Raw genomic sequence first — 23677 nt, 5'->3', positions numbered from 1 at the left:
GCACGCCGTGACCGCACGACCGCTGCAGGACATCGTCGAAGCAGGCTGGGCGCAGGCCCTCGAACCGGTGGCGCCGCAGGTCGCCGCGATGGGGGAGTTCCTCCGCGCGGAGATCGCCGCGGGCCGGACCTATCTCCCGGCGGGTGAACACGTGCTGCGGGCTTTCCAGCAGCCGTTCCACGACGTGCGGGTGCTGATCGTCGGCCAGGACCCGTACCCCACGCCCGGGCACGCCGTCGGGCTGAGCTTTTCGGTGGCGCCGGACGTCCGGCCGATCCCGAAGAGCCTGATCAACATCTACAAGGAGTACTGCGAGGACCTCGGGCACCCGTTGCCGTCGAACGGCGACCTGACGCCGTGGGCCGACCAGGGTGTCCTCCTGCTCAACAGGTCGCTGACGGTGCAGCCCGGGAAGTCGAACTCGCACCAGGGCAAGGGCTGGGAAGCGGTCACCGAGCAGGCCATCAAGGCCCTCGCCGCCCGGGACGAGCCGATGGTGGCGATCCTGTGGGGCCGCAACGCGCGGAACCTGAAGCCGATGCTGGGGAAGGTGCCGTGCATCGAGTCGGCGCACCCGAGCCCGCTTTCCGCGCACGCCGGTTTCTTCGGTTCGCGACCCTTCAGCCGGGCGAACCAGCTGCTGGAGCAGCAGGGCGCCGGTCCCGTGGACTGGAAGCTCCCCTGACTCACGCGCTTCCGTGACAGCAGTGACCGCTGTGACTCCTGAGGTTTTGCCGAAGTCCGTGAAGGCCTCCTCGAGAGCAGGCGGGGCTCGGAGCAGTTGCCGCCCTANCAGCTTCTCCGCGTCGTCCGGCAGCTTCCGCGCGTCGACGGGCTTGTCCGCACCCAAAAAATGGCGGGTGCTCCGAAGAGCACCCGCCATTCCCCAAAACCCGGCTCAGCCGCGAACGACCTTGCCCGCCTTGATGCACGAGGTGCAGGCGTTCAGGCGCTTGCGCTGGGACAGACCGATCTTGGCGTGAACGGTCTGGATGTTCGGGTTCCACCGGCGGTTGGTACGCCGGTGGGAGTGCGAGACCGACTTGCCAAAGCCCGGTCCCTTGCCACAGACGTCGCACACGGCAGCCACGTCGAACTCCTCTGGATCTGGGACAAAGAATGACGCGCCCAGCATGCTGGGCAACTCGACCATAGTAACCAGTGGCTCAGAGCCCTCCGGCACCGGGTCGATACCCTCGCTGGAACAGCTAGGAGGTTACGCGGTGCGGGTGCTGGACGTGGCGGCGGTGTCGGCCTGGTCGGCGGCCTGTGTGCACAGCTTGGCGGTGCTCCGGCCGGCGATCGACGGCATCAACGTCTACCCGGTCGCCGACTCCGACACCGGCTCCAACCTGCTGTTCACCATGACCGCGGCCCGTGACGCGCTGGCCGAGGCCGAGCCCGCGACGGCCGCCGAGGCGCTGTCGGTGTTCGCCAAGGGCGCGGTCGCGGCGGCCAAGGGCAACTCGGGCGTGATCATGTCGCAGGTCGTGCGCGGGATCGCCGAGTCGGCGGCCGTGAGGGAACTCGACGGGCCGGGGCTCGCGGAGGCGCTCGGCTGCGCGGACAGGGCCGCCACGGGCGCGGTGAGCCGTCCGGTGGCGGGGACCATCCTGACCGTCCTCCACACCGTCGCCGCCGCCGTCCGTGACGCGACAGGGTCACTCGAAGAGGTGGCCGCTTCGGCGGCGAGCGTCGCCGCCGAAGCCCTCGAAGAGACCCCGAAGCAGCTGCCAGTCCTGGCGGTGGCCGGTGTGGTCGACGCGGGCGCCCGCGGCCTCGTCGCGGTCCTCGACGCTCTTTCCGGCGTGATCTCCGGCGGCCTCACCGAGCCGGAGCACCCGCTCGAGGCGCATCACCATCACACGATCGAGGCGCCGACGGCCTGGGAGGTCATGTACCTGCTCGACGGCGTCGACGAAACCAGTCTCCCCGGGCTTCGCAAGACCCTCAGCGGCCTCGGCGACAGCGTGACGGTCGCCGGGGACGGCGCCGGCGCGTATGCCGTCCACGTCCATTGCGCGGACATCGGCGCGGCGCTGGAGGCCGGGATCGAGCTCGGCCGCCCGCGCCGGGTCCGGGTCGAGCCGCTGATCACGCCCACCCCGGTCGAGGTCGGCGGCGGGATCGACCGTTCGGTGGTCGCCGTGGTCCACGGCGGGCCGCTGGCCGAACTCCTCCGCGCGGAGGGGGTCGCGGTGCTTTCGGTGCCGCACGGGGTCGAGCCGACGGTCGAGGAGATGCTGGGCCTGATCAACGAGGCCGCCGGGCATCACGTCACCCTCCTTCCCGGCGGTCAGGAGCTGACCGCGGCGGCCGACGCGGCGGCGGGTCACGCGATGGCCGCGGATCGCGACGTCGTCGTCATCCCGTGCGTGTCACCCGTCCAGGTGCTCGCCGCGCTGGCCGTCCACGACCAGGGCCGCCGCACCAACGACGACGTGGTCGCGATGGCCGAAGCGGCCGCCGCCACCAGGCGTGGCGAACTGAGGATCGCGCAGGAGGAGTCGCTAACCTGGGTGGGCCGGGCGCAGGCCGGTGACGTCGTCGGTCTCGTCGACGGCGAGGTCGTGCTGATCGAGCCCGCGCCCGCCTCGGAGACGAGCCTGGTCGCGGCGGCGGTCGGCGTGCTGAACCGGATGCTGGCCCTCGGCGGCGAGCTGGTCACCGTGCTGACCGGGCTCGACGCGCCGGTCCGGCTGCCCGGTGAGCTGGCCGATCAGCTGCGCCTGGAGCATCCCGAGGTCGAAGTGACGAGTTACGCGGGCGGCCAGACCGACGCCGTGCTGCTGATGGGGGTGGAGTGACCGCATGACCAACCTGCGCGCGGACCTCAAGCTGGTCGTCGGCGCGGCGACGGCGAAGGCCCTCGCCAAGGGCCTCAAGATCGAGACGGTCAGCGACCTCCTGCGCCACTACCCGCGCCGGTACGCCGAGCGCGGCCAGCTCACCGACATCGCCGGGCTCGAACTCGGCGAGCACGCCACCGTGATGGCGCGCATCGAGCGCGTCAGCAAGCGCCGGATGAAGGCGCGCAGCGGCACCCTGCTCGAAATGGTGATCACCGACGGCAAACGTCGTCTTCAGTGCACCTTCTTCAACCAGGCCTGGCGAGAAAAGGAACTCGTGCCCGGCAAGAACGGGCTCTTCGCGGGCAAGGTCACCGCTTTCCGCGACGTCCTGCAGCTGGCGAACCCCGAGTACGAGCTGTTCGACGCCGATCGGCAGGCCGAGGCGATGGACGACTTCCTCGCCGAGATCATCCCGGTGTACCCGGCGGCGCAGGGGATTCCGACCTGGGTGATCGCCAAGGCCGTGCGGCAGGTGCTGGACGTGCTGGAGGTCGACGAGGACCCGATGCCGATCGAGCTGCTCGCCCGATACGGCCTGCCCAGCCTGGAGAGCGCGCTGCGCGGTATCCACCGCCCGTCGAGCTGGCAGGCGCTGAACTCCGCGCGTGACCGGCTCAAATGGGACGAAGCCATGGCGGTGCAGCTGATTTTCGCGCAGCGCAGGCATTCCCTGGTCTCGCGGCCCGCGAAGGCCTGCCCGCACAAGGACGACGGCATCCTCGACGCCTTCGACAAACGGCTCCCGTTCGCGCTGACCTCGGGCCAGCAGGAGATCGGCGATGAGATCGCCAGGGATCTGTCCACCGAGCATCCGATGAACCGGTTGCTGCAGGGAGAGGTCGGTTCCGGCAAGACCGTGGTCGCGTTGCGCGCCATGCTGCAGGTCGTCGATTCCGGGCGGCAGGCGGCGATGCTCGCGCCGACGGAGGTCCTCGCCGCTCAGCACGCCCGATCGCTGCGCGAGATGCTCGGCGACCTCGGGCAGGCGGGCGAGCTCGGCGGCGCGGAGAACGCGACGCGAGTGACCCTGCTGACCGGGTCGATGGGCGCCAAGGAACGCAAGAAGGCGTTGCTGGAGACGGTCAGCGGTGAGGCCGGGATCGTCGTCGGCACGCACGCGCTCATCCAGGACACGGTGTCGTTCGCGGATCTCGGCCTGGTCGTGGTCGACGAGCAGCACCGCTTCGGGGTGGAGCAGCGAGACGCGCTGCGCTCCCGCGGCTCCGACGAGACCAGCCCGCACGTGCTCGTCATGACCGCGACGCCCATCCCGCGCACGGTCGCGATGACCGTCTACGGTGATCTGGAGATCTCCGCGCTGCGCGAGATGCCGGTCGGCCGGTCGCCGATCAAGACGTCGGTGGTGCCGGTCGCGGAGCGGCCGGCCTGGCTGGACAGGGCGTGGCAGCGGGTCCGCGAGGAATGCGGCAAGGGCCACCAGGCGTACATCGTCTGTCCGCGCATCGGCGACGAACCGGCGTCGGACAAGGGCGACAAGCGGCCCGCGCTCGCGGTCCTCGACGTGGCGCCCGAGCTGGCCGAAGGACCGTTGAAGGGTCTGAAGATCGGGGTCCTGCACGGCCGGATGCCCGCCGACGACAAGGACGCCGTGATGCAGGCGTTCTCCAGGGGTGACCTGGACGTGCTCGTCGCCACCACCGTGATCGAGGTCGGCGTGAACGTGCCGAACGCGACCGCGATGGTGATCATGGACGCCGACCGGTTCGGCATCAGCCAGCTGCATCAGCTGCGCGGGCGGGTCGGCCGGGGCAGTGTGCCGGGGCTTTGCCTGCTGGTCACCGAAACCCTGGACGGGACGACCACCCGCGAGCGGCTGGCCGCCGTCGAGTCCACGACGGACGGTTTCGAACTGTCCAGAATGGACCTTGAACTGCGCCGAGAGGGCGACATCCTCGGTGCCGCGCAGTCGGGGAAGAAGTCGACCCTGAAACTGCTGTCGCTGCTGCGCGACGAGGACGTCATCGCCGAGGCGAGGGCCCGCGCGTTGGAAATCGTCGAAAAGGACCCGGCCTTGGGGAATTACTTGGGGCTGGCGCATATGATCGCCGACGTCGTCGACGAAGATCGCGTGGAATACCTGGAAAAAAGCTGACGTGAACATCTCTGCCCGATCGGACCTTGCCGCCGGGCGGGCCGCGGGGTTTCCTCGTTCCGTACGGGCGAGGGAGGCCGGGGATGACAGCAGCGGTGCGGGTCCAGTTCGGTGAGGACGGGGCCGACGCGGAACGGGTCGACCAGCTCACCGGGTACCTCCGAAGCGAACTGATCGAGCGCGGGGTCGCCGAGGTCAAGGCGCTGCCCGCCGGTCCGGCGCCGCCCGGCTCGCGGGGATTCGACGTCGCGACGGTGGGCGGACTGCTGGTCACGCTGGGACAGTCCGCCGAGGGACTGCGTTCGGTCGTCGCGGCCGTGCGGGAGTGGCTTTCGCGCGGCGGACGGGTGAAGCGCACGGTGCGGCTGGAGATCGACGGCGACGTGCTGGAGCTGTCCGAAGCGACGCTCACCGATCAGGACAAGCTCGTCGATCTCTTCGTGAGCAGGCATTCGTCGCCATGACCGGCGAGCGGCGTGCCTTGATCATCGCCAACGGGGAGTACGACAACCCCGGGCTGAGCGCGCTGCGGTCCCCGGCCGCCGACGCCGAAGCGCTCGCCGAGGTCCTCGCCGACCGCGCCATCAGCGAATTCGACGTCCAGGTGGTGCGCGACGAGACCGCGCACGTGATCGCGGGCCGGGTCGAGGACCTGTTCGCCGACAGCGCGCCGGACGACGTCCTGCTGGTGCATTTCTCCTGCCACGGCTTGAAAAGCGAATCGGGTGAGCTGTTCTTCGCCGCCCGTAACACCCGGCCGGAGCGGCTCGCGTCGACCGCCGTCCCCGCCGATTTCGTCCAGCGCTGCATGCGGATGAGCCGGTCGCGGAGCATCGTCCTCCTGCTGGATTGCTGCTACGGCGGCGCTTTCGGTCAAGGGGTCGCCGTGCGCGCCACCGGTGAGGCCAACGTGCTCGACGCGTTTCCGGTCGGCGGTTTCGGCGGCCGCGGCCGTGCGGTGATCACCGCGTCGAACTCCATCGAGTACGCCTTCGAAGGCGATCACCTCGCCGACGATCACGTCCGCCCGTCGGTGTTCACGTCGGCACTGGTCGACGGGCTCCGGACCGGCGACGCGGACCGCGACGAGGACGGCTGGGTCGCGCTCGGCGAACTGTACGACTACCTGTTCGACAGCGTCCGGGAGCGGAACCCGAACCAGACCCCCAGCCGCGACATCGAGATGCAGGGCGAGCTGTACCTGGCCAGGAGCAGGCGCCGCCGGATCAAACCGTCGCCGGTCCCGGCCGATCTGCGTGCGGCGAGCGAGGATCCGAACATGTTCACCCGCCTCGGCGCGGTGACCGAACTCCAGCGGCGGCTGGCGAGCGAGAACCTCTCCGTCGCCATCGGCGCGCACGAAGTGCTCACCACGATGGCGCAGACCGACATCCGGCATATCGCCGAGGCCGCCGACCTGGCGCGGCGGGAAGCGCGGGTGCGAACCGAGCCCGAGGTGGTCCGGTTCGGTGAGGTCGTCCGGGGATCGCGGCCGGTGGCGCGTATCCGGCTGGAGGGACCGCCGATCGCGCGGGCGTGCCGGTTCGCGTCTTCGCATTCCTGGCTGCGGGTGACCGAAGACGGCGACGAGGCCGAGATCGTGCTCGACCGGGCGGAGCTCGGGGCGTTCGAGGCGCGGGTGACCGTGACCGGGCCGACCGGCGAGGTGGTGGTGCGGGTCGAGGGCCAGGTCGTCGCGGAACCAGCGCCGCCACCTCGGCCGCGGCCCGAGCAGGCCCCGGAGCCCGTACGGCCCGCCGAAGCCGCGGCTCCACCGCCGAAGGCCGATCCGTTCGCCGTCGCCGCCGCGATCCTCGCGTTCGCGGCCGCGGTGTACCTCGTGGCCATCGCCTTCTCGCTCAGCAGCGTGGAGGACTTCTTCGAAGACGGCGGCTGGACGTTCTCGCCGCTCGTCGTCTTCGCGATCGCGGCGGGGATCGTGATGCTCCTGCCGAACACGCGCCGGATGGTGGGGCCGGGAGCGCTGTGCGGACTGGCGCTGCTCTCGGCGATCCCGTCCGGCCCGGTGGTCCTCGTCCTCTCCGACGGCTGCCTGTTCGCCGGGGCCGTCTGCGCGCTGATCGCGGTGCGGCGTGACCGGAGTTTCCGCCTCGGGCTGGGGAAGCCGAGGGATGGACTCGCCATCGCGGCCCTCGTGGCCGGGACCGCCGGTGCGGCCGGGCTGGTGACGGAGGCCGTCGAATTGGTGGACTACTCGTCGAGCCGGGCCGCCGAGGCCGCGATCTACCTCGTGCTCTCGGTGGTGCTCCTGATCGGGACGCTGCTCGGCGCGCTGCTGCGGCCGGCGGCCTTCGGGGTCGCCTTCCTCGGTGGGGTGGCCGGCGGCGGCATCGTCATGGTGTGCGCGCTCTTCTACGCGATGCCGAGCAGTTCGAGCGTGACCGGTGCCGGCTGGGGGGTCGCGCTGTCGATGGTGCTCGCGCTGGCCATCATGACCGGTTTCTCCGCCCGCAAGGCGAAAGGCTGACGATGGCCACGATCCGCCCCGCGACCGTCGAGGACGCCTGGCCGATCGCCGAGGTGAACGTGCGGTCGTGGCAGTCGGCGTACCAGGGCCTCCTGCCCGAGCTCTACCTACGCGATCTTTCCGTCGAGGGCCGGGCCGCCCGCTGGCAGCGGACTCTCGCCGACCCCGCCAACCAGGGCGACATCCTGGTCCTGGTCGAAGACGGAGCGCTGCTCGGCTTCACCGCCGTCGACCGCATCCGCGGCGAACTGCGCGCGATCTACCTCGACCCCGGCCGCTGGGGCACGGGTCTGGGCAGACAGCTGCTCGACACCGCCGTTGCCGCGCTGCGGGACTCGGGACATCGCCAGGCGACGCTCTGGGTGCTCGACACCAACAAGCGTGCCCAGCGCTTTTACGCCGCTGGGGGATGGGCGCCGGACGGGGCGACCAAGACCGACACCATGCCCGGCGAGGACGTCCCGCTTTCCGAAGTGCGCTACCGGATCGACCTCGTCAGCGCCTGAACCAGGCGCTTTCCTCGGGCTTGGTGAGGACGACGATGACGCCGACGGCGATGCCCATCCCGATCAGCTGGGTGATCGCCCCGCCGTTGACCAGGCTGACCAGCCCCATGACCACGACCAGCCCCTCCACGGCGATGACCGTCGGCCGCACCCACGGCGAACCGCGGGAAATCCTTATCGCGCAAGCGATCAGGACAACGGCGACCACGAAGCCGAGGAGTGCCAGCGCCAAGGCGAGGCCCGCCTCCTCGTTGCCGTGCTCGAGCTCGTTGACCGCGAGGGCGGTCACGAGCACGCTCGCGAGGACGTTGAGGACCGCTTGCGCCCAAAGGAAACCGCGGACGATCTTGAGCCTGCCCGGCATCTCCACCGGCCGGTTCCGGACTTCCTCGGTCATGTGGTCCCCTCTCCTGGTGCGGAGAGACCAGTTTGGGGTCTGGAAGGCGTTGGTGTTGACGGTAAAACTGTCCTCAGTTCTCGGTGTCTGGGACTTCAAGGTGTAGCGGCGCTTGCGGGCTCGATCACCCTTGAGTGTTATTAGTCCAATTTCATTGTCGCTTAAAGTTACGAACACGTGTTCGATTATTTGCGGTATTATTGAGGGTTTCCGGGACTTTCCTTCCCGAGTTGCCGCAGGAGTTGTGGCACGCCGGCAAGCTGGAGCTTGCTCATGGCGTGCAGCAGTCTGTGCGGGTGATTCGGATGGCTACCGCCGGTTTGGGGCAGTTTCTGGCGAAGATCGAGTCTCGGGGCGCGAAAGACTTGTACGGTTACGGGTCGACGGCCGCCTGGTTCGCGGATGTGGCGGGGCTTTCCCGTGGTGAGGCTCAGCCCGTGCTGAAACGCGCGCTCGCGTTGAACCGGTCCCGGGCTCTGGATGGCACCGAAGTTCCCGCAGTCGCTCCCGCCACTGCCGCTGTCGCCGCCGAGGGCCTGGTCGGGGACGAGCGGATTGATCAGATCTTGAAGAGACTCCCGGCCCGACACCTCTCCTGAGGACCGCGCTGATGCCAGCTCGCGGAGGCCGAAGCGAATTTGCTGGCGTTGCTTGACCCGGACGGGAACGAGCCGAAGGATCCGGAGACCGAGGAGCCGCGCCGCGAGATCACGCTGGAGCGTCGTAAGGATGGGTTCTGGAAGCTGACCGGTCTGCTCGATGACGAGACCGGGGCCCGCACCGCCGCCGCGTTGGAGGCCTATGCCCAGCCCCGGCCCGTCGATGAGTTCGGGCAAGCCGATCTGCGGATGAAGTGCGAACGCCTGGGCCGACATCCTCGACCTGGCGATCGCCTGCCCCGACCAGCCCGGCACCAGCGGCTACCGGACCCTCGTCAACGTCACCATCGGACTCGACGAACTCAAGTCGGGTCTCGGCACAGCGTGTGGTGATGAGCGCCACCGGAGAACCCCTCGACGTGGGACGGCTACGACGCTTCGTCACCCTCGGCCAACGACGAGCACTCAACATCCGCGACGGTGGCCGCGCGTTCCCTGGCTGCCCTCGGAAACCCAAGAATTGCCACGCTCATCACAGTCGCCATTGGGCAGACGGTGGCCCGACGGATCTTCGGAATCTGGTGCTGCTGTGCGGTTTCCACCATCGGCTGATCCACCACGGCGACTGGGATGTCCACATGGCCGCCGACGGGCTACCGGAATTCATCCCACCCCAATACCGGGATCCGCTCCGACAACCCCGCCGCAACACCCTCCACCACCGCTGAACCCGAGGAGCCAACCCGCGCACCGGCGACGGCCCCCTCGCCATGCCCACGCCCGGACCTCCGTGAAGGACTCCTTGCCTACCCTGAGGGTAGTGAAGGAGCCCTTCACTACCTGCCGATTCTTCCCGGTGGACTCGGCAAGTGCCTGCACGCGCTCCATTGCGACTGGCGGTGTCACAGAGAGTCCCCCACGGAACGGCGCCCAGGACTTCACCCGAAGCACCCGCATCGAGAGGACTGAATGCGTAGCCACTGCGGCCCACGCCACGCGAACCCCCAGGCCAGGACTAATCGCGCGACCGCACGAAAGCACCTTCCCGCGCCGCGACAGCCACCGCCCGCGCCGTGACCCGCGCCTCCGCCACCGTGACGCTTTCCCGCGACAGGAAAAGCCGGTAGAAGATCGGTCCGCACACCGCCCGCACCAGCTCGTCGCCGTCCGTGCCGGAAGGGGCCTCGCCCCGCGCGACGGCCCGCTCCGCTATCGGTGCCATGCGCAGGTGCCGGTCGGCGTAGAAGTCGTGCAGTGCCTCGGCCGCTTGCGGCGACTGGAACGCCGCCAGCACCGACGCCGTGGGCAGTTCCTTCAGCGCGGGCTCGGTGAAATACCGCACGACCTCCGCGGCCACTTCGTACAGATCGTCTTCGAGCGAACCGGTGTCGGGCGCCGTCCAGTCGTCCTCCGCGCCCATCTGCAGCGCGGCGGCGACGAGGCCGTCCGGCGAGGACCAGCGCCGGTACACCGTGGTCTTGTGCACCCCGGACCGCTCGGCGACCGCGTCCACGGTCAGTTCGCCGAACCCTCGTTCGGCCAGCAGGTCGAGGGTGGCGTGCAGCACGGCCTGGCGGGTGCGTTCGGTCCGGCCGCCGGGCCGCTGGGTACCGGAGGTTGCCAATTGCTACTCCTGTTGCGTTAGTGTGGGCAGTATGTCAGACCCAGCGAAGATCGCCGAACTCATCGGTGACGCGAAGATCGTCGCCATCGGTGAGAACAACCACCACATCCACGAGTTCGGCGACCTGCGCAAGCGTTTGCTCCAGCACCTCGTCGAGCAGCACGGCTTCCGGGTCGTGGCCTTCGAGTCCGGCTTCGCCGAGGGCAAGCTCGTCGAAGACTGGCTGAACGGCGCCCCGGGCGACGTCGCCGACATCGGCCGCGACGGCTTCTCCTTCTCGCTCGGGGAATCGCCTGAGGCCCACGAAATGCTCACGTGGCTCCGCGAACGGGGCGACGTCCGGTACTACGGCCTCGATGTGCCGAGTTCCGCGGGCTCGCCGGTGCCGTCGCTCGACGCGGCCCGCGCCTATCTGTCCACTGTGGATGACGCCGCGACGAGCCTGGTCGACGCGGCGATCGAGGCGGCCAAGGGGTACGCGTCGGTCAGCAGCGCGGAGGCGCCCGCCAAGTACGCCGCTCTCGACGACGCCGCCAAGGACAAGGCGACCGCGGCGCTCACCCGGCTCAAGACGCACCTGACCTCGTTGCGTCCCGTTTACGGGGACACCGCCGTCGCGGAGCACCACGTCGAAGGCGCACTGCGCGTCGACGCGTACCTCGCCGAGGTCGCCGCGATGATGTCCGGTGACGCGCCCGCCCTGCAGAGCGGTTCGCGCGACGCGTACATGGCGGAGACCGTCCGGTTGATCCGGCGGCTGCACGGCGCCGACACGAAGATCGTCGTGATGCTCCACAACGGACACCTCCAGCGCGTCCCGTTCTCGCCGTTCCCCGGGCTCGCCTCACCTTCGGCGGGCACGCATCTGGCCGCCGAGTTCGGCGACGACTATTTCGCGCTCGGGCTCACCGCCGTCGAGGGCGAGACCACCGGGCTCAAGCCCGATCCGGCCGCGCGGCTCGGTTTCACCGTGTACCGCCAAGAACTGGACGCACCGGCCGAAGGCAGCGTCGAAGCCGAAGGCCCCGGGCTCGTGGACCTCCGCGCACGACGGGGAACCGCGGGACCCCAGAGCATCCGGCACGCGCATCTGGTTAACCCCGTCGACGTCGCCGACGCCTTCGACGCGCTGGTCTGCTTCCCGAAATCGACGGTCAGCGGCCATATCGGGCAAGACCAGTCGAACGGGTGACACTCCGGGGTTGCCGCCCCCCGGGGTACAGGCGTAGAGCCAAGGCATGATCATTCGACTGGTACGGGTCATGGCCGCGCTGGCGCTGCTGGTGCTGGTGGCGCAGCCCGCCTCCGCGACGGAAGTCCAGCAAAACCCGCCGAACTGGGGGCTGGACCGGATCGACCAGCGAACGGGTCTCGACCAGCTCTACCACTACGAGACCGACGCGAAGGACGTCACGGTCTACGTGATCGACAGCGGGGTCGACGCGGCGCATCCGGACTTCGGCGGCCGGGTGAAGCCCGGTAAGGACTTCCTCAACGGCGGCACGGACACCACCGACACCAATGGTCACGGCACGTACCTGGCCGGTGTCGCCGCGTCGAGGACCTTCGGGGTCGCGAAGGGCGCGCAGATCGTCCCGGTCCGGGTGATCGACGCACAGGGCGGCGGCGCGACGGACAAGATCATCGCGGGTATCGACTGGGTGACGCAGAACGCGCAGCAGCCGGCCGTGGCCGTCCTCGGTATCGGCGGCACGGCCAACGACCAGCTCGACGCCGCCGTCCGCGCGCTCGCGGCGGTCGTCCCGGTCGCCCTCCCGGCGGGCGGCGAGGCCACCGACGCGGGCAAGTTCTCCCCCGGACGGGTCACCGAAGCGCTCACCGTCGGCTCGACCGACGCGAGCGACCAGGTCGGGTCGACGTCGAACCACGGCGAGGTCGTCGACCTGTTCGCCCCCGGCGTGGACGTGCCGGGACCCAACGCCGGTGGCAGCGGCGGAAGGGTGCTCAGCGGCACGTCGTCGGCCGCCGCGCACGTCGCCGGGGTGGCCGCGCTGTACCGGTCCCTGCATCCCGCCGTCTCCGCGCCGGACGTCGCGAAGGCGCTCGTGGACCTCGCCGCGGTCGACGTGCTGACCGGGGTCCACGAGGGCACCTCGAACCGGCTGCTCCAGAGTCCGGGTGTGCAACTCAGGCGGGGATGATGTCCATCACCTGGGCAACGACTCCCGCCCTGCGGGACCGAACGGGTAACGTGCCTCACCTACCGATCCGATGATGGGAAGGACCGGCATGTTCCGCAAGGTACTGGTCGCCAACCGGGGTGAGATCGCCATCCGCGCGTTCCGCGCCGGATTCGAGCTCGGCGCGGGCACGGTGGCTGTGTTCCCGCACGAAGACCGCAATTCGCTCCACCGGCTGAAGGCCGACGAGGCCTATGAGATCGGCGAACCCGGTCACCCGGTGCGGGCCTATCTGTCGGTCGAGGAGATCGTCGCGGCCGCCAAGAAGGCGGGCGCGGACGCCGTTTACCCCGGCTACGGCTTCCTCTCCGAGAATCCGGACCTCGCGCGCGCGTGCGAGGACGAAGGCATCACCTTCGTCGGACCGAGCGCGGACATCCTCGAATTGACCGGTAACAAGGCCCGCGCGGTCAAGGCCGCGCGCGAAGCCGGGGTGCCGGTGCTGGGTTCTTCCGAACCGTCCTCCGACGTCGACGCGCTGATCGCCGCCGCCGAGGAGATCGGTTTCCCGGTCTTCGTGAAGGCCGTCGCCGGCGGTGGCGGGCGCGGTATGCGCCGCGTCCAGGAGCCCGCGCAGCTGCGCGAGTCCATCGAAGCCGCCGCGCGCGAGGCCGAGTCGGCCTTCGGCGACCCGACGGTGTTCATCGAGAAGGCCGTCGTCGAGCCGCGCCATATCGAGGTCCAGATCCTCGCCGACGGCGCGGGCAACGTGATCCACCTCTTCGAGCGCGACTGCTCGGTCCAGCGGCGGCACCAGAAGGTCGTCGAGCTGGCCCCGGCGCCGAACCTGCCGTCCGAACTGCGGGACCGGATCTGCGCCGACGCGGTGAAGTTCGCCCGCCAGATCGGCTACCGCAACGCCGGCACCGTCGAGTTCCTGCTCGACCGGGACGGCAACCACGTCTTCATCGAGATGAACCCGCGTATCCAGGTCGAGCACACCGTGACCGAGGAGGTCACCGACGTCGACCTCGTCCAGTCGCAGCTGCGCATCGCCTCCGGCGAGACGCTCGACGACCTGGGGTTGTCGCAGGACAAGGTGTACCTGCGCGGCGCCGCGCTGCAGTGCCGCATCACCACCGAGGATCCCGCCAACGGCTTCCGCCCGGACACCGGGATGATCAGCGCGTACCGCTCGCCCGGCGGTTCCGGTATCCGCCTCGACGGCGGGACGGCGTTCGCCGGCACCGAGATCAGCGCGCACTTCGACTCACTGCTGGTGAAGCTCAGCTGCCGCGGCCGCGACTTCAAGACCGCCGTCGGCCGTGCCCGCCGCGCGGTCGCCGAGTTCCGGATCCGCGGTGTGGCCACGAACATCCCGTTCCTGCAGGCCGTCCTCGACGACCCGGACTTCCGCGAAGGCCGCGTCACGACGTCGTTCATCGAAGATCGCCCGCATCTGCTCACCGCGCGGCATTCGGCCGACCGCGGGACCAGGCTGCTGACCTACCTCGCCGACAAGACGGTCAACAAACCGCACGGCGAGCGTCCGCGCACCCTCGACCCGCAGGTCAAGCTGCCGAAGCTGCCCAAGGATCTCGAACCGGCGCCCGGTTCGAAGCAGAAGCTCACCGAACTGGGCCCGGACGGTTTCGCCCGCTGGCTGCGGGAGTCGCCGACCATCGGCGTCACCGACACCACCTTCCGTGACGCGCACCAGTCGCTGCTCGCCACCCGGGTGCGGACGAAGGACCTCCTCGCGGTCGCGCCGGTGGTCGCGCGGACCACGCCGCAGCTGCTTTCGCTGGAATGCTGGGGCGGCGCGACCTACGACGTCGCGCTGAGGTTCCTGGCGGAGGACCCGTGGGAGCGGCTGGCGAAGCTGCGGGAAGCGGTGCCGAACATCTGCCTGCAGATGCTGCTGCGGGGCCGCAACACCGTCGGGTACACGCCCTACCCCACCGAGGTGACCAACGCCTTCGTCGAGGAGGCGACGGCGACCGGCATCGACATCTTCCGGATCTTCGACGCGCTCAACGACGTCGAGCAGATGCGCCCGGCGATCGAAGCCGTCCGCGAGACCGGGACCGCCGTCGCCGAGGTGGCGCTCTGCTACACCTCGGATCTGTCGGACCCGTCGGAGAAGCTGTACACGCTGGACTACTACCTCAAGCTGGCGGAGCAGATCGTCGGCGCGGGGGCGCACGTCCTGGCCATCAAGGACATGGCGGGCCTGCTGCGGGCGCCGGCGGCGGCGCGGCTGGTTTCCGCGCTGCGCAAGGAGTTCGACCTCCCGGTGCATATCCACACGCACGACACCGCGGGTGGCCAGCTGGCGACGTACCTGGCCGCGATCCAGGCCGGGGCGGACGCCGTCGACGGTGCCGTCGCGTCCATGGCGGGCACGACGTCGCAGCCGTCGCTTTCCGCGCTCGTCGCCGCCACCGACCACTCGGACCGGCCGACCGGGCTCGACCTGCAGGCGATCGGTGACCTGGAGCCGTACTGGGAGAGCGTGCGCAAGATCTACGCGCCGTTCGAGGCGGGGCTCTCCTCGCCGACCGGGCGGGTGTACCACCACGAGATCCCGGGCGGTCAGCTGTCGAACCTGCGCACCCAGGCGATTTCGCTCGGTCTCGGGGAGCGGTTCGAGGACATCGAAGCGATGTACGCGGCCGCGGACAAGATCCTCGGGCACTTGGTCAAGGTCACGCCTTCGTCCAAAGTGGTCGGTGACCTCGCGCTGCACCTCGTCGGCGCGGGCGTCTCGCCGTCCGACTTCGAGGCGGAGCCGAACAAGTTCGACATCCCCGACTCGGTGATCGGCTTCCTGCGCGGCGAACTGGGCGACCCGCCCGGGGGCTGGCCGGAGCCGTTCCGCACCAAGGCACTCGAAGGCCGGGCGCGGCCGAAGCCGGTACAGGAACTGTCCGAAGAGGACCGCAAGGGGCTGGCCGAGAACCGGCGCGCGACGCTGAACCGGCTGCTGTTCCCCGGGCCCACGAAGGACTTCGAGGCGCACCGCGAGCAGTACGGTGACACCTCGGTCCTGCCGTCCAAGGACTTCTTCTACGGCCTGCGGCCGGGCGAGGAGTACTCGGTCGACCTCGAACAGGGTGTCCGGCTGCTGATCGAGCTGGAGGCCATCGGCGAGGCGGACGAGCGCGGGCTGCGCACGGTGATGTCCACGCTCAACGGCCAGCTGCGCCCGATCCAGGTCCGCGACACCTCGATCGCGTCGGACATCCCGGCGACGGAGAAGGCCGACAAGGGCGACCCGAAGCAGATCGCCGCGCCGTTCGCGGGCGTGGTCACGTTGCAGGTGTCCGAGGGCGACGAGGTCGAGGCCGGTGCGACGGTCGCGACCATCGAGGCGATGAAGATGGAGGCGTCGATCACCGCGGCGAGCGGCGGCAAGGTGTCGCGGCGCGCGATCAACGCCGTCCAGCAAGTGGAAGGCGGGGACCTGCTCCTCGTCCTGGAGTGATGTGGGCTGAAAGGGCCCTTCACCGCATGCCACGCGGTGAAGGGCCCTTTCGTCACGTCTGATGCGGGGAAAGGGCCCTTCGGCCGCTAGCCTGGACCGGGTGCTGATCAATGCCGTACCCCAGTTCCAGGGCGCTCTGACCGAACGCGCGCCGGAGTTGCCCGAAGGTTGCGTCGCGCTCGCCGAGCTCGCGGGCCACGTGCTGGGCGTGCCGGTGCACCACATCCGCCAGACGCGCGAGACGTCGCCCGTGGTCGACGGCATCGCCAACCGCGCGGTGCTCACCGGCGCGAACCGCACGGCGCAGCTCGCCGCCCTCGAAGCGCCGGGCGGTCCGGTGCTCACCATCGGCGGGGACTGCGGCGTCGAGCTGATCCCGATCGGGGTCGCGCGCTACCGCTTCGGGCCGGGGCTCGGCGTCGCGTGGTTCGACGCGCATTCCGACCTCAACACCGCGGAGACGTCGCCGTCCGGCGCGTTCCACGGCATGGTGCTGCGGTCGCTGCTCGGCGAGGGCGACCCGGAGTTCGCCGCGAACCCGCCGGTCGAACCCGGACGCGTCGTCCTCGCGGGGACGAGGGCCTTCGACGACGCCGAGCGGGCCGTGGTCGACCGCGGGCTCGTCGTCGAGACGGCCGACGTCGCCGCCGGGCTGGCCGGCGCGGACAAGGTCTACGTCCATCTCGATCTCGACGTGCTCGACCCGGCGGAGTTCGGCGGGCTGAACTATCCGGAGCCCGGTGGCTTGACGATCGAGCGCCTGGTGGCGATGCTTCGCGGGCTGAGCGGGTTCGAGGTCGTGGGCGCGGGGATCACCGAATGCGCCGGCACCGAGGTCCGCGTGCTGGAGCCCGTGCTCGAAGTACTCGGGGAATTGCTCACCGGAAAGCAGTGACGCTCCGTATTCATCGGCCGTTCGTACGTACCGCGCGAGGCGTTTGCCGGGCACTTGTCATCAAAATTCAGGGGTGACCCGTGATTTTGTCACGATGATGACAAGAAATCGGTTTCTTCTGCGAAAGGTGACACATTCACGAGCGACTCCGCGATGTGTTCGTTGTCACCCCACGACGATCGTGGGAGGTCGGGACGCTGGGCGGAGCAAAGGAGCTGCGATGTCGGTGGAGCGCGGAATCGAACACGCTGCGCAGCCCCCTGCGGCACTTCCCCGCAAGCTCGCCGACATTTTGCGACCGGAACTGGGCAGTCTCGCCAACGAGATCGTCGACGAGATCCGGGCGACCATCCCCGCGTACGCGCGCCCGCTCGACGGGCCGTACGGGAAGTCGATCCGCGCGGGCGTCGAGTACGCGATCACGTTGTTCGTCGCCCAGATCGCGGATCCGAGCGTCTCCAAGGAACAGTCGCACGAGGTCCACCACCGCCTCGGGCAGAACGAGATGCGGGAGGGCCGCAGCCTCGACACCCTCCAGTCGGCGTACCGGGTCGGTGCCAGGGTCTCGTGGCGGCGCATCATGCGGGTCGGCCGCCGCAGCGGCCTCTCGTCCGCGGTGATGTCGCAACTGGCCGACGCGATGCTCGCGTTCATGGACGAACTCGCGTCCGTCGCGCTGGACGGGTACCTCGAAGCGAAGGCGCGCACCGCGGGGGCGCTGGACACGTGGCGCCGCAAACTGCTGCACCTGGTGCTGGAAACCCCGCCCGCGCCGGCGAAGGCGATCGCGGAACTCGCGCAGCTGACCGGCTGGACGGTGCCCGAGCGCGCGACGCCGGTGGTGCTGCACCCGATCGGCGAAACCGTCAGACCCCGGCGGCACAACGCCGTGGATTCAGACGTCCTCGCCGAACTCGACTGCGCCGAGCCGAGGGTGCTGGTCCCCGGCGAGATCTCCGTCGCCCGGCTGGCCACCTTGCAGGCCGCGCTGCCGGACTACCGGCTCTCGATCGGCCCGTGCCGCCCGCTGGACTCCGTCGCCGATTCCCTCCGCTGGGCGCGCGAGGCCCTGCACCTGTCCGAACGCGGCATCATCCAGGCCCGCCGGGTGATCCGCGCCGAAGAACACCTCGCCACCCTGCTCGTGAACGCCGATGCCGCGCTGACCTGCCAGCTGCGCGACCGCCTGTTCGCCCCGCTCGCGGAGATGACCGGGAAACAGCGGGAGCGACTGCTCGAAACCCTGCGAGCCTGGCTCGACAGCCAGGGCAACGTCGTCGACATCGCCGAGCGCCTCCAGGTGCACCCGCAGACCGTGCGCTACCGCATGCGGCAGTTGCAGGCGACCTTCGGCGAGCACCTGCGTGACCCGGGGGCGCGGTTCGAGATGGAACTCGCGCTGCGGGCCGGGGTCAGCCCTTCTTCGGCGTCAGCGGGGTTCGCGCTGCCTGAGGTGCTTCCGGCGCCGCGCAAGAGTCCACAGTGGACGCCGAGTGGCTCGTAGCGGCCTGGTTGCCGCCGGGGTGACCCCGGTGAGCCGCGCGCAGCTTCTCCGATTCGGAGGAGACCGGCGGCGTGACCGCCTGTCCCACCGCCGCCGTCACCGGTGCGGCCTCGGCGATCCCGGCCGGGGCCGTCGGGACGGTGGCCACGCAGAGGGGCGCGACGACGAGCGCCGTCCGCACGCTGGCGGGTCTTCGGGTCTGTGCTCTCACAGCGTTTTCCATAGTTCGTAGCGCTCCTTTTCCGCGGACGGGGGAAAGAGATGGTCGATCCGCCGGAGTTGCCTGAGCAGGCTCAGTCGTCCGACGATCGCGCCGGCTTCAGGCCTTGGCGCCGGATCCGCCAGGAGGTCGCGTGCCGTTTCGACCGGCGGCGAGTCGTGCAGGAACGATGTCCGTCCTCGGGCCGATGGCGAGGATCAGCGTGGCGGACAGATGGAACCTGTTCGCCGTCGCGGATTGCCTGCTGTAACCGCCGTAGGGCATCAGCCAGGAGAAAAACGTCCCGGCGATCTCGGCGCAGTGCCGCAACCATCAACGCCCAGGGCGCCTCCAGCAGGTCGATCGGATCCGCCCTCGCCAGCCGCGAGGGATCGACGGCCGCCAGCATGTCGGTGAGTTCCCCGAAGGTCATCGACAGGACCTCCGAGAACGTGGGCGATACCGTCTGGTTTTCCCTCATGAGATGAAGTACCCCAATGCTGCGAAAGCGTTCTCGCCGATCCGGTAGTAGCTGCGGTAACGCGAATCGCCCGGCGCCTCGACACTGCCCGCGTTGGTGCGGCGGCCGGGGCCGGCCATTCGCGACTTCGACGAACCCCCGGCTTCGCGGCGGCCTCCCTGGACGGCGCCGCTCGGCCGAGACACGTGCCGCACTGGCCGAAGTGAACGGGCGGACGGCGCGCGTTCGCCGGATCGGTGGCCTCGCCGATCCTCAGCGGCGCGCCACCGGCGGATCCACATTGGGGCACTTGCGCTCCAGGTCCCAGGGCAGCCCGACCTGGTTGACCCCGACACAAGCCTGGTTCCCCGGCCCCGACGCCATCCCGCTCAACAGCGAGTCGAGATCCTCCTTCACACCACAGCCCGAGAACGGGGGCAGCGTGAAGTCCCGATAGGCGGGATCCGTCCACTTCGGATCGGTGCGCACCACGCCACCGGTGAACATCCCGTACTTCTCCCCGCGGAGATTGATCTTGATCGGCTCGGCGGTGAGGCAGTTGTCGCCGACGTCGAGGCCGACCCCGTTGATGGTGACCCCGCTCAGTTTCCCGTAGACCTTGAGCGGGGTGAGGACGGTCGAGCTGCCCTCCGGTTCCGGGATCGAAACGCCGTCGACGTCGATGATGTGATTGCCGGTCGCGTAGTCCTCCGGCAACAGCTCCATGGTCGCGGTGATCGGGACGAAGCCGAAACCGAGGAAGGTGATCGTGCTCGGCGGCATCATGACGGAGCCGGTGATCTTGCCGGGTCCTTCGGTGTTCTCCAGGTCGACGTGCCACACCGCGTTGACCATGAACGCGGGCTTCAGCCGGGCGAAGGCGCCGAGTTTCGTGATCGACGACGTGCCCTGCAGTTCGAACGGCTGCAACGCGATGGGGTAGAGGGCGTTGGCGTGGACGTCATCAGCGGCTCGCGCGTCGGCACCGGGCTTCTTCTGCTCACCGGGCTTGCCGGACTCCGGCTTGGGCTTTCCGAGCGGCAGGAGCGCGACACTGCCGAGCAGCGTGTTCTGGTCCGGCGCCTGGGTGCAGGTGATCGGTTTCAGCGGTGTCTCGGCGGCGGTCAGCGCGAGCGACGGCGCGCCCGTGCTCAGCCGCAGTTCGGACGGCACCTTCAGCAGGATGTCGGGGACGGTGCCCGTCGCGACCAGCTTCAGTTCGCCGGTGGCGGGCACCTTCGTCGCCGGGATCGTCAGTGACACCGGGATCGGGGTCTTCTTGTCCCCGTTCGCGGCCGTGAGCTCGACGGTCGCACCGCCCGCGACCTCGGCGACGGCTCCGAGTGACCCTTCGCCGATGGTGAAGGTCAGCGAGAAGTCCTTGACCTGAACGGGCTTTCCGGTCTGGACGACCTTCGGCAGTGTCGCCTGGACGTCCATCGTGACCGGTCGTTCCCCAGCCGGATCCGGGAAGACACAGGTGTTCGCGAGACTCTGGTGCGCGGACGTGGCGCCTTGCAGTGGTGCCGGCGGTGGTGTGGCCGGGTCGGTCGCGGCCGAAGAGGACAGTGCGCCGCTCACCCCCACGAGCAGGATGACGCCCGCCAGAACGGGAAACCTCCCGAGTGCCCGGCGAACCTGCTGTGTCATGGGTGTTCCTCTCGTGCCTTGCGCGGATGGAGACCGTGCGGGGCGGGCGTCCCCGCCCCGCACGGGTGGTTCATCAGGTGATCGGGATCGCCGGGCTGAACGCGCGGTTCTGTGCCGGGTTGGTGTTCTTCACGGTGCAGTTGAAGTTCCACGTCGTCCAGGTGCCGTCCTTCTTGTGGAAGTCCAGCGGCGCGTTGATCGTGGTGCCGAGCGAGGCGGTCGCCGAACCGGGAGCGCCGGCGGTGAACGTCGGGACACCGGTGCCCGCGTCCTGGACGATGTTGAACGACCGGGGGCCGGGCACGTACGGGTTGATCTGGGTCGGGACGTTCAGGTTCGTCACCGTCGCCGAAGTGGGCGTGGCGTTGGTGATGGTGATCGGCATGTTGGCCTTGCCGCGGACGCCGTCGTAGTTGGCGGCGTTGAGCAGCGCGTTGATGGTGGCGTTGATCGTCGCGGTCCCCGAGATGTTCGTCGGGGTGGCGGTGCCGCCCGAGGCGATCGACGTCGGGCCGTCGAACTGGGCCTTCACGTCCAGCTGCTGCTGGCCGATGCCGGGGAAGTTGCACATGTAGGCGACGGTGCCGGTGGCGTAGGTGGTCGCGGCCGCGGCTGTGCCGGCGGTGAGCACGGCGACGGCGCCGAACACGATGCCGGTGGTGGCGACGCCTGCTGACAACTTGCCAAGTCTACGGGACATACCTGTCATCTCCTTTGATCCAGTTTACGTCTCGGGCGGCTTTCCCCATGCGCCTTTCGGCGGATTTTTCTGATCAAATATGCTCGACTCGAGCGGCTTTCTCGGTGGTGGGGTAAACCGAGGTTACCCGCGAGTTATGTACGTAACAAGGATTCATGTCGACATGTTTCGAAGTGGGCGATGGGCCCGTTCTTTCTTGTCAGCGCGCGCTGAATTAGATTATGAAGTTTGTCCGGGGATGACAAAGAGGCGGCCGATCGGTGGAACCGGGTTAACATTCCGCGCATGTCTTCCGAGAATCGACGATCGGGATCACGACGGGTAGCGGGCGTCGCGATTACCGTAATGATCGCAACGGTTTCCCTTTCCGGTACGGCAAGCGCCGCGCCGACCGGCGAAGCGCGGCCATGGGGGAGCAACGACTACGGGCAGGGGACCATACCGGCCGCGGCGCTCGGCGCCAGCGCGGTCTCCGCGGGCGCGATCACCCACCTCGCGCTCAAGGGCGGCGGGGTGATCGCCTGGGGGAACGACAGCTACGGCCAGCTGGCCGTCCCGTCCGCGGCCACGTCCGGGGTTTCGGCGATCGCCGCCGGCTGGGCGCACGAACTCGCGCTGAAGAACGGCGGCGTTATCGCCTGGGGCAACGGTTTCTACGGTCAGAACGTGGTACCGGCGGCCGCGACGTCGGGGGTCACGGCGATCTCCACCAGCGCGTACTTCAATCTGGCGCTCAAAACGAACGGCAGCGTGCTGAGCTGGGGTTCGAGGACGGCCGTGCCCACGACGGTCTCGTCCGGGGTCACCGCGATCTCGGCGGGCGGCGATCACGGGCTGGCGCTCAAGAACGGCGGCGTCGTCGCCTGGGGGAGCAACGGGAAAGGCCAGATCACCGTGCCCGCGGCGGCCACGTCCGGGGTGTCGGCGGTCTCCGCCGGGTTCCGGCACAGCATCGCGCTGAAGAACGGCGGCGTCATCGCGTGGGGTGACAACTTCTACGGCCAGGCCACGGTTCCGCCGGAGGCGCAGTCCGGTGTGGTCGCCATCGACGCGGGCTTCAACCACAATGTCGCGCTGAAAGCCGACGGGAGCGTCTTCGCCTGGGGCAGCAACGTGAAGTCGGAAAGCCGTGACACCAGCACGGAACCGCCGACGGACTTCTGGAAGTTCTCCGGGGTCTGCGCTCCGGTCTACGCCGTTTCCGCAGGTGACAGTACCGGGGTCGCGCTGGTCGACCCGACGGCGCCGTATTTCTGCTGACGGTCCGTGAAGGCCTCCTTGCCTACCCTGAAGGTAGGGAAGGAGGCCTTCACGGACTGCAGGCCCGACGNCGTGAAGGCCTCCTTGCCTACCCTGAAGGTAGGGAAGGAGGCCTTCACGGACTGCAGGCCCGACGGGTGTCAGGACAGGTTGGACTTCATGCTCAGGTCGATCGTGTTGTCGGGACCGGAGATCAACGCCCCCAGCGCGAGGTCGTTGATGAAGCAGTCCTTGAACTCGGGGATGGTGAACGTCCCCGAAGACGGGATGGTCGGCGCGAACAGGTCGACGTTCTTCGAGACCAGGGTCAGGTCGAGCGGTTTGACGGTCTTGCAGGCGTTCGGCACCGTCGGGAGCGGGATGACCGGCCAGAACAGGCCGACCACGATGTTGTCGATCAGCATGTTCGCCTGCGAGTGGGTGGTCAGGTCGCCGTTGGCGAGCGTGCCGGTGACCGGGCCGGTCGGCTCGATCCGCACGCGGGCCTTGATCTTGAAGACACCCGAGACCAGCGAGATGTTCGCCGTCGAGGGCGGCAGGGAAAGGTTTCCGCGGATGCCGACGTTGTCACCGTCGATGACCAGGGCGCCGTCGAGCTGGCCGGGGCCGAGATCGAGGGTGCCGCCGGTCTTCTTCACCGTGGTCTTCCCGGTGACGGTGTAGGACACCGGGATCTCCACCGGATCGTCCGCCAGGGCCGGGGTCGCGGCGAGGCTGCCCGCCACGGCGAGCGCGGACGTGAGCGCGACGACCGTGCCGAGACGGCGACGGGCTGTTTTAGGGCGCGTTCGACCGAACATGG

General features: G+C 69.3%; 20 protein-coding genes and 1 pseudogene. 13 read left to right on the top strand and 8 right to left on the bottom strand.

Annotated elements, in window-relative coordinates; translation table 11 throughout:
- Positions 1–7 precede the first annotated feature (7 nt).
- The gene (locus tag LCL61_RS33230; protein WP_034320386.1) at positions 8–685 is read left to right on the top strand and encodes a uracil-DNA glycosylase; all 678 of its coding nucleotides are present in this window, start codon (positions 8–10) and stop codon (positions 683–685) included.
- A gap of 213 nt (positions 686–898) precedes the next feature.
- Here LCL61_RS33230 and rpmB read toward each other — a convergent pair whose 3' ends face one another.
- Positions 899–1090: a 50S ribosomal protein L28 gene (gene rpmB / locus LCL61_RS33225; RefSeq protein WP_007031450.1), complete on the bottom strand. Its 192-nt coding sequence runs from the start codon at positions 1088–1090 to the stop codon at positions 899–901.
- Between the two features lie 133 nt (positions 1091–1223).
- On the opposite strand from rpmB, the gene LCL61_RS33220 reads away from it, so the two are divergent.
- The 5 genes from LCL61_RS33220 (at position 1224) to LCL61_RS33200 (ending at position 7959) form a co-directional block, all read left to right on the top strand.
- Positions 1224–2807 (top strand): DAK2 domain-containing protein, encoded by a 1584-nt coding sequence (locus tag LCL61_RS33220; RefSeq protein ID WP_340683402.1) that lies wholly within the window; start codon positions 1224–1226, stop codon positions 2805–2807.
- Positions 2808–2811: 4 nt separating this feature from the next.
- Positions 2812–4965 carry an ATP-dependent DNA helicase RecG gene (gene recG / locus LCL61_RS33215; RefSeq protein WP_340683401.1) on the top strand — a complete coding sequence of 718 codons (2154 nt, stop codon included), beginning with the start codon at positions 2812–2814 and terminating at the stop codon, positions 4963–4965.
- Positions 4966–5048: 83 nt separating this feature from the next.
- Entirely contained in the window at positions 5049–5429 is a 381-nt protein-coding gene (locus LCL61_RS33210) for a hypothetical protein (RefSeq protein ID WP_340683400.1), read from the top strand.
- Complete coding sequence (locus tag LCL61_RS33205) at positions 5426–7453, top strand: caspase family protein (RefSeq protein ID WP_340683399.1); 2028 nt, start codon at positions 5426–5428, stop codon at positions 7451–7453. The genes LCL61_RS33210 and LCL61_RS33205 overlap by 4 nt, the downstream gene beginning before the upstream one ends.
- A 2-nt stretch (positions 7454–7455) precedes the next feature.
- Complete coding sequence (locus LCL61_RS33200; protein ID WP_340683398.1) at positions 7456–7959, top strand: GNAT family N-acetyltransferase; 504 nt, start codon at positions 7456–7458, stop codon at positions 7957–7959.
- Here LCL61_RS33200 and LCL61_RS33195 read toward each other — a convergent pair.
- The gene (locus LCL61_RS33195; protein ID WP_340683397.1) at positions 7949–8356 is read right to left on the bottom strand and encodes a hypothetical protein; all 408 of its coding nucleotides are present in this window, start codon (positions 8354–8356) and stop codon (positions 7949–7951) included. The genes LCL61_RS33200 and LCL61_RS33195 overlap by 11 nt on opposite strands.
- A gap of 200 nt (positions 8357–8556) precedes the next feature.
- Here LCL61_RS33195 and LCL61_RS33190 point away from each other — a divergent pair.
- Positions 8557–9683 (top strand): annotated as a pseudogene (locus LCL61_RS33190) (DUF222 domain-containing protein).
- A gap of 287 nt (positions 9684–9970) precedes the next feature.
- Here the strand turns inward: LCL61_RS33190 and LCL61_RS33185 are convergent.
- Positions 9971–10579: a TetR/AcrR family transcriptional regulator gene (locus LCL61_RS33185; protein ID WP_340683396.1), complete on the bottom strand. Its 609-nt coding sequence runs from the start codon at positions 10577–10579 to the stop codon at positions 9971–9973.
- A 31-nt stretch (positions 10580–10610) separates the two neighbouring features.
- On the opposite strand from LCL61_RS33185, the gene LCL61_RS33180 reads away from it, so the two are divergent.
- From LCL61_RS33180 to LCL61_RS33160, 5 genes are all read left to right on the top strand, one after another.
- The gene (locus LCL61_RS33180; protein WP_340683395.1) at positions 10611–11771 is read left to right on the top strand and encodes an erythromycin esterase family protein; all 1161 of its coding nucleotides are present in this window, start codon (positions 10611–10613) and stop codon (positions 11769–11771) included.
- Positions 11772–11841: 70 nt separating this feature from the next.
- The gene (locus LCL61_RS33175; protein WP_425342075.1) at positions 11842–12741 is read left to right on the top strand and encodes a S8 family peptidase; all 900 of its coding nucleotides are present in this window, start codon (positions 11842–11844) and stop codon (positions 12739–12741) included.
- 88 nt (positions 12742–12829) lie between these two features.
- Complete coding sequence (locus tag LCL61_RS33170; RefSeq protein WP_340683393.1) at positions 12830–16207, top strand: pyruvate carboxylase; 3378 nt, start codon at positions 12830–12832, stop codon at positions 16205–16207.
- 100 nt (positions 16208–16307) lie between these two features.
- Entirely contained in the window at positions 16308–17102 is a 795-nt protein-coding gene (locus LCL61_RS33165) for an arginase family protein (RefSeq protein WP_340683392.1), read from the top strand.
- Between the two features lie 220 nt (positions 17103–17322).
- The gene (locus LCL61_RS33160) at positions 17323–18606 is read left to right on the top strand and encodes a helix-turn-helix domain-containing protein (RefSeq protein ID WP_340683391.1); all 1284 of its coding nucleotides are present in this window, start codon (positions 17323–17325) and stop codon (positions 18604–18606) included.
- A gap of 293 nt (positions 18607–18899) precedes the next feature.
- Here the strand turns inward: LCL61_RS33160 and LCL61_RS33155 are convergent, their stop codons facing one another.
- From LCL61_RS33155 to LCL61_RS33140, 4 genes are all read right to left on the bottom strand, one after another.
- Positions 18900–19238: a hypothetical protein gene (locus tag LCL61_RS33155; protein ID WP_340683390.1), complete on the bottom strand. Its 339-nt coding sequence runs from the start codon at positions 19236–19238 to the stop codon at positions 18900–18902.
- A gap of 44 nt (positions 19239–19282) precedes the next feature.
- Positions 19283–19480, bottom strand: coding sequence for a hypothetical protein (locus LCL61_RS33150; RefSeq protein WP_340683389.1), 198 nt, complete (start codon positions 19478–19480; stop codon positions 19283–19285).
- A gap of 58 nt (positions 19481–19538) precedes the next feature.
- Positions 19539–20915: a DUF6801 domain-containing protein gene (locus tag LCL61_RS33145; protein WP_340683388.1), complete on the bottom strand. Its 1377-nt coding sequence runs from the start codon at positions 20913–20915 to the stop codon at positions 19539–19541.
- A 73-nt stretch (positions 20916–20988) separates the two neighbouring features.
- The gene (locus tag LCL61_RS33140; protein WP_340683387.1) at positions 20989–21615 is read right to left on the bottom strand and encodes a DUF6801 domain-containing protein; all 627 of its coding nucleotides are present in this window, start codon (positions 21613–21615) and stop codon (positions 20989–20991) included.
- A 345-nt stretch (positions 21616–21960) separates the two neighbouring features.
- On the opposite strand from LCL61_RS33140, the gene LCL61_RS33135 reads away from it, so the two are divergent.
- Positions 21961–22875, top strand: coding sequence for a hypothetical protein (locus tag LCL61_RS33135; RefSeq protein ID WP_340683386.1), 915 nt, complete (start codon positions 21961–21963; stop codon positions 22873–22875).
- Between the two features lie 140 nt (positions 22876–23015).
- On the opposite strand, the gene LCL61_RS33130 is transcribed toward LCL61_RS33135, so the two are convergent.
- A complete protein-coding gene (locus tag LCL61_RS33130; RefSeq protein ID WP_340683385.1) occupies positions 23016–23675 on the bottom strand; it encodes a hypothetical protein in 660 nt (219 codons plus the stop codon).
- Positions 23676–23677: the final 2 nt, after the last annotated feature.

This window comes from Amycolatopsis coloradensis (assembly GCF_037997115.1).
GTDB classification, from domain to species: Bacteria; Actinomycetota; Actinomycetes; order Mycobacteriales; family Pseudonocardiaceae; genus Amycolatopsis; species Amycolatopsis coloradensis_A.
The sequence above is the reverse complement of the archived record's forward strand: the minus strand, read 5'-3'. Positions and strand labels throughout refer to the sequence as shown.

Excerpts from the sequence above, each read along its gene's own strand:
- recG (WP_340683401.1), top strand. The coding sequence starts at position 2,812 with ATGACCAACCTGCGCGCGGACCTCAAGCTGGTCGTCGGCGCGGCGACG.
- LCL61_RS33210 (WP_340683400.1), top strand. The coding sequence starts at position 5,049 with ATGACAGCAGCGGTGCGGGTCCAGTTCGGTGAGGACGGGGCCGACGCG.
- LCL61_RS33205 (WP_340683399.1), top strand. The coding sequence starts at position 5,426 with ATGACCGGCGAGCGGCGTGCCTTGATCATCGCCAACGGGGAGTACGAC.
- LCL61_RS33200 (WP_340683398.1), top strand. The coding sequence starts at position 7,456 with ATGGCCACGATCCGCCCCGCGACCGTCGAGGACGCCTGGCCGATCGCC.
- LCL61_RS33195 (WP_340683397.1), bottom strand. The coding sequence starts at position 8,356 with ATGACCGAGGAAGTCCGGAACCGGCCGGTGGAGATGCCGGGCAGGCTC.
- LCL61_RS33180 (WP_340683395.1), top strand. The coding sequence starts at position 10,611 with ATGTCAGACCCAGCGAAGATCGCCGAACTCATCGGTGACGCGAAGATC.
- LCL61_RS33175 (WP_425342075.1), top strand. The coding sequence starts at position 11,842 with ATGGCCGCGCTGGCGCTGCTGGTGCTGGTGGCGCAGCCCGCCTCCGCG.
- LCL61_RS33170 (WP_340683393.1), top strand. The coding sequence starts at position 12,830 with ATGTTCCGCAAGGTACTGGTCGCCAACCGGGGTGAGATCGCCATCCGC.
- LCL61_RS33160 (WP_340683391.1), top strand. The coding sequence starts at position 17,323 with ATGTCGGTGGAGCGCGGAATCGAACACGCTGCGCAGCCCCCTGCGGCA.
- LCL61_RS33155 (WP_340683390.1), bottom strand. The coding sequence starts at position 19,238 with ATGACCTTCGGGGAACTCACCGACATGCTGGCGGCCGTCGATCCCTCG.
- LCL61_RS33145 (WP_340683388.1), bottom strand. The coding sequence starts at position 20,915 with ATGACACAGCAGGTTCGCCGGGCACTCGGGAGGTTTCCCGTTCTGGCG.
- LCL61_RS33140 (WP_340683387.1), bottom strand. The coding sequence starts at position 21,615 with ATGTCCCGTAGACTTGGCAAGTTGTCAGCAGGCGTCGCCACCACCGGC.
- LCL61_RS33135 (WP_340683386.1), top strand. The coding sequence starts at position 21,961 with ATGATCGCAACGGTTTCCCTTTCCGGTACGGCAAGCGCCGCGCCGACC.
- LCL61_RS33130 (WP_340683385.1), bottom strand. The coding sequence starts at position 23,675 with ATGTTCGGTCGAACGCGCCCTAAAACAGCCCGTCGCCGTCTCGGCACG.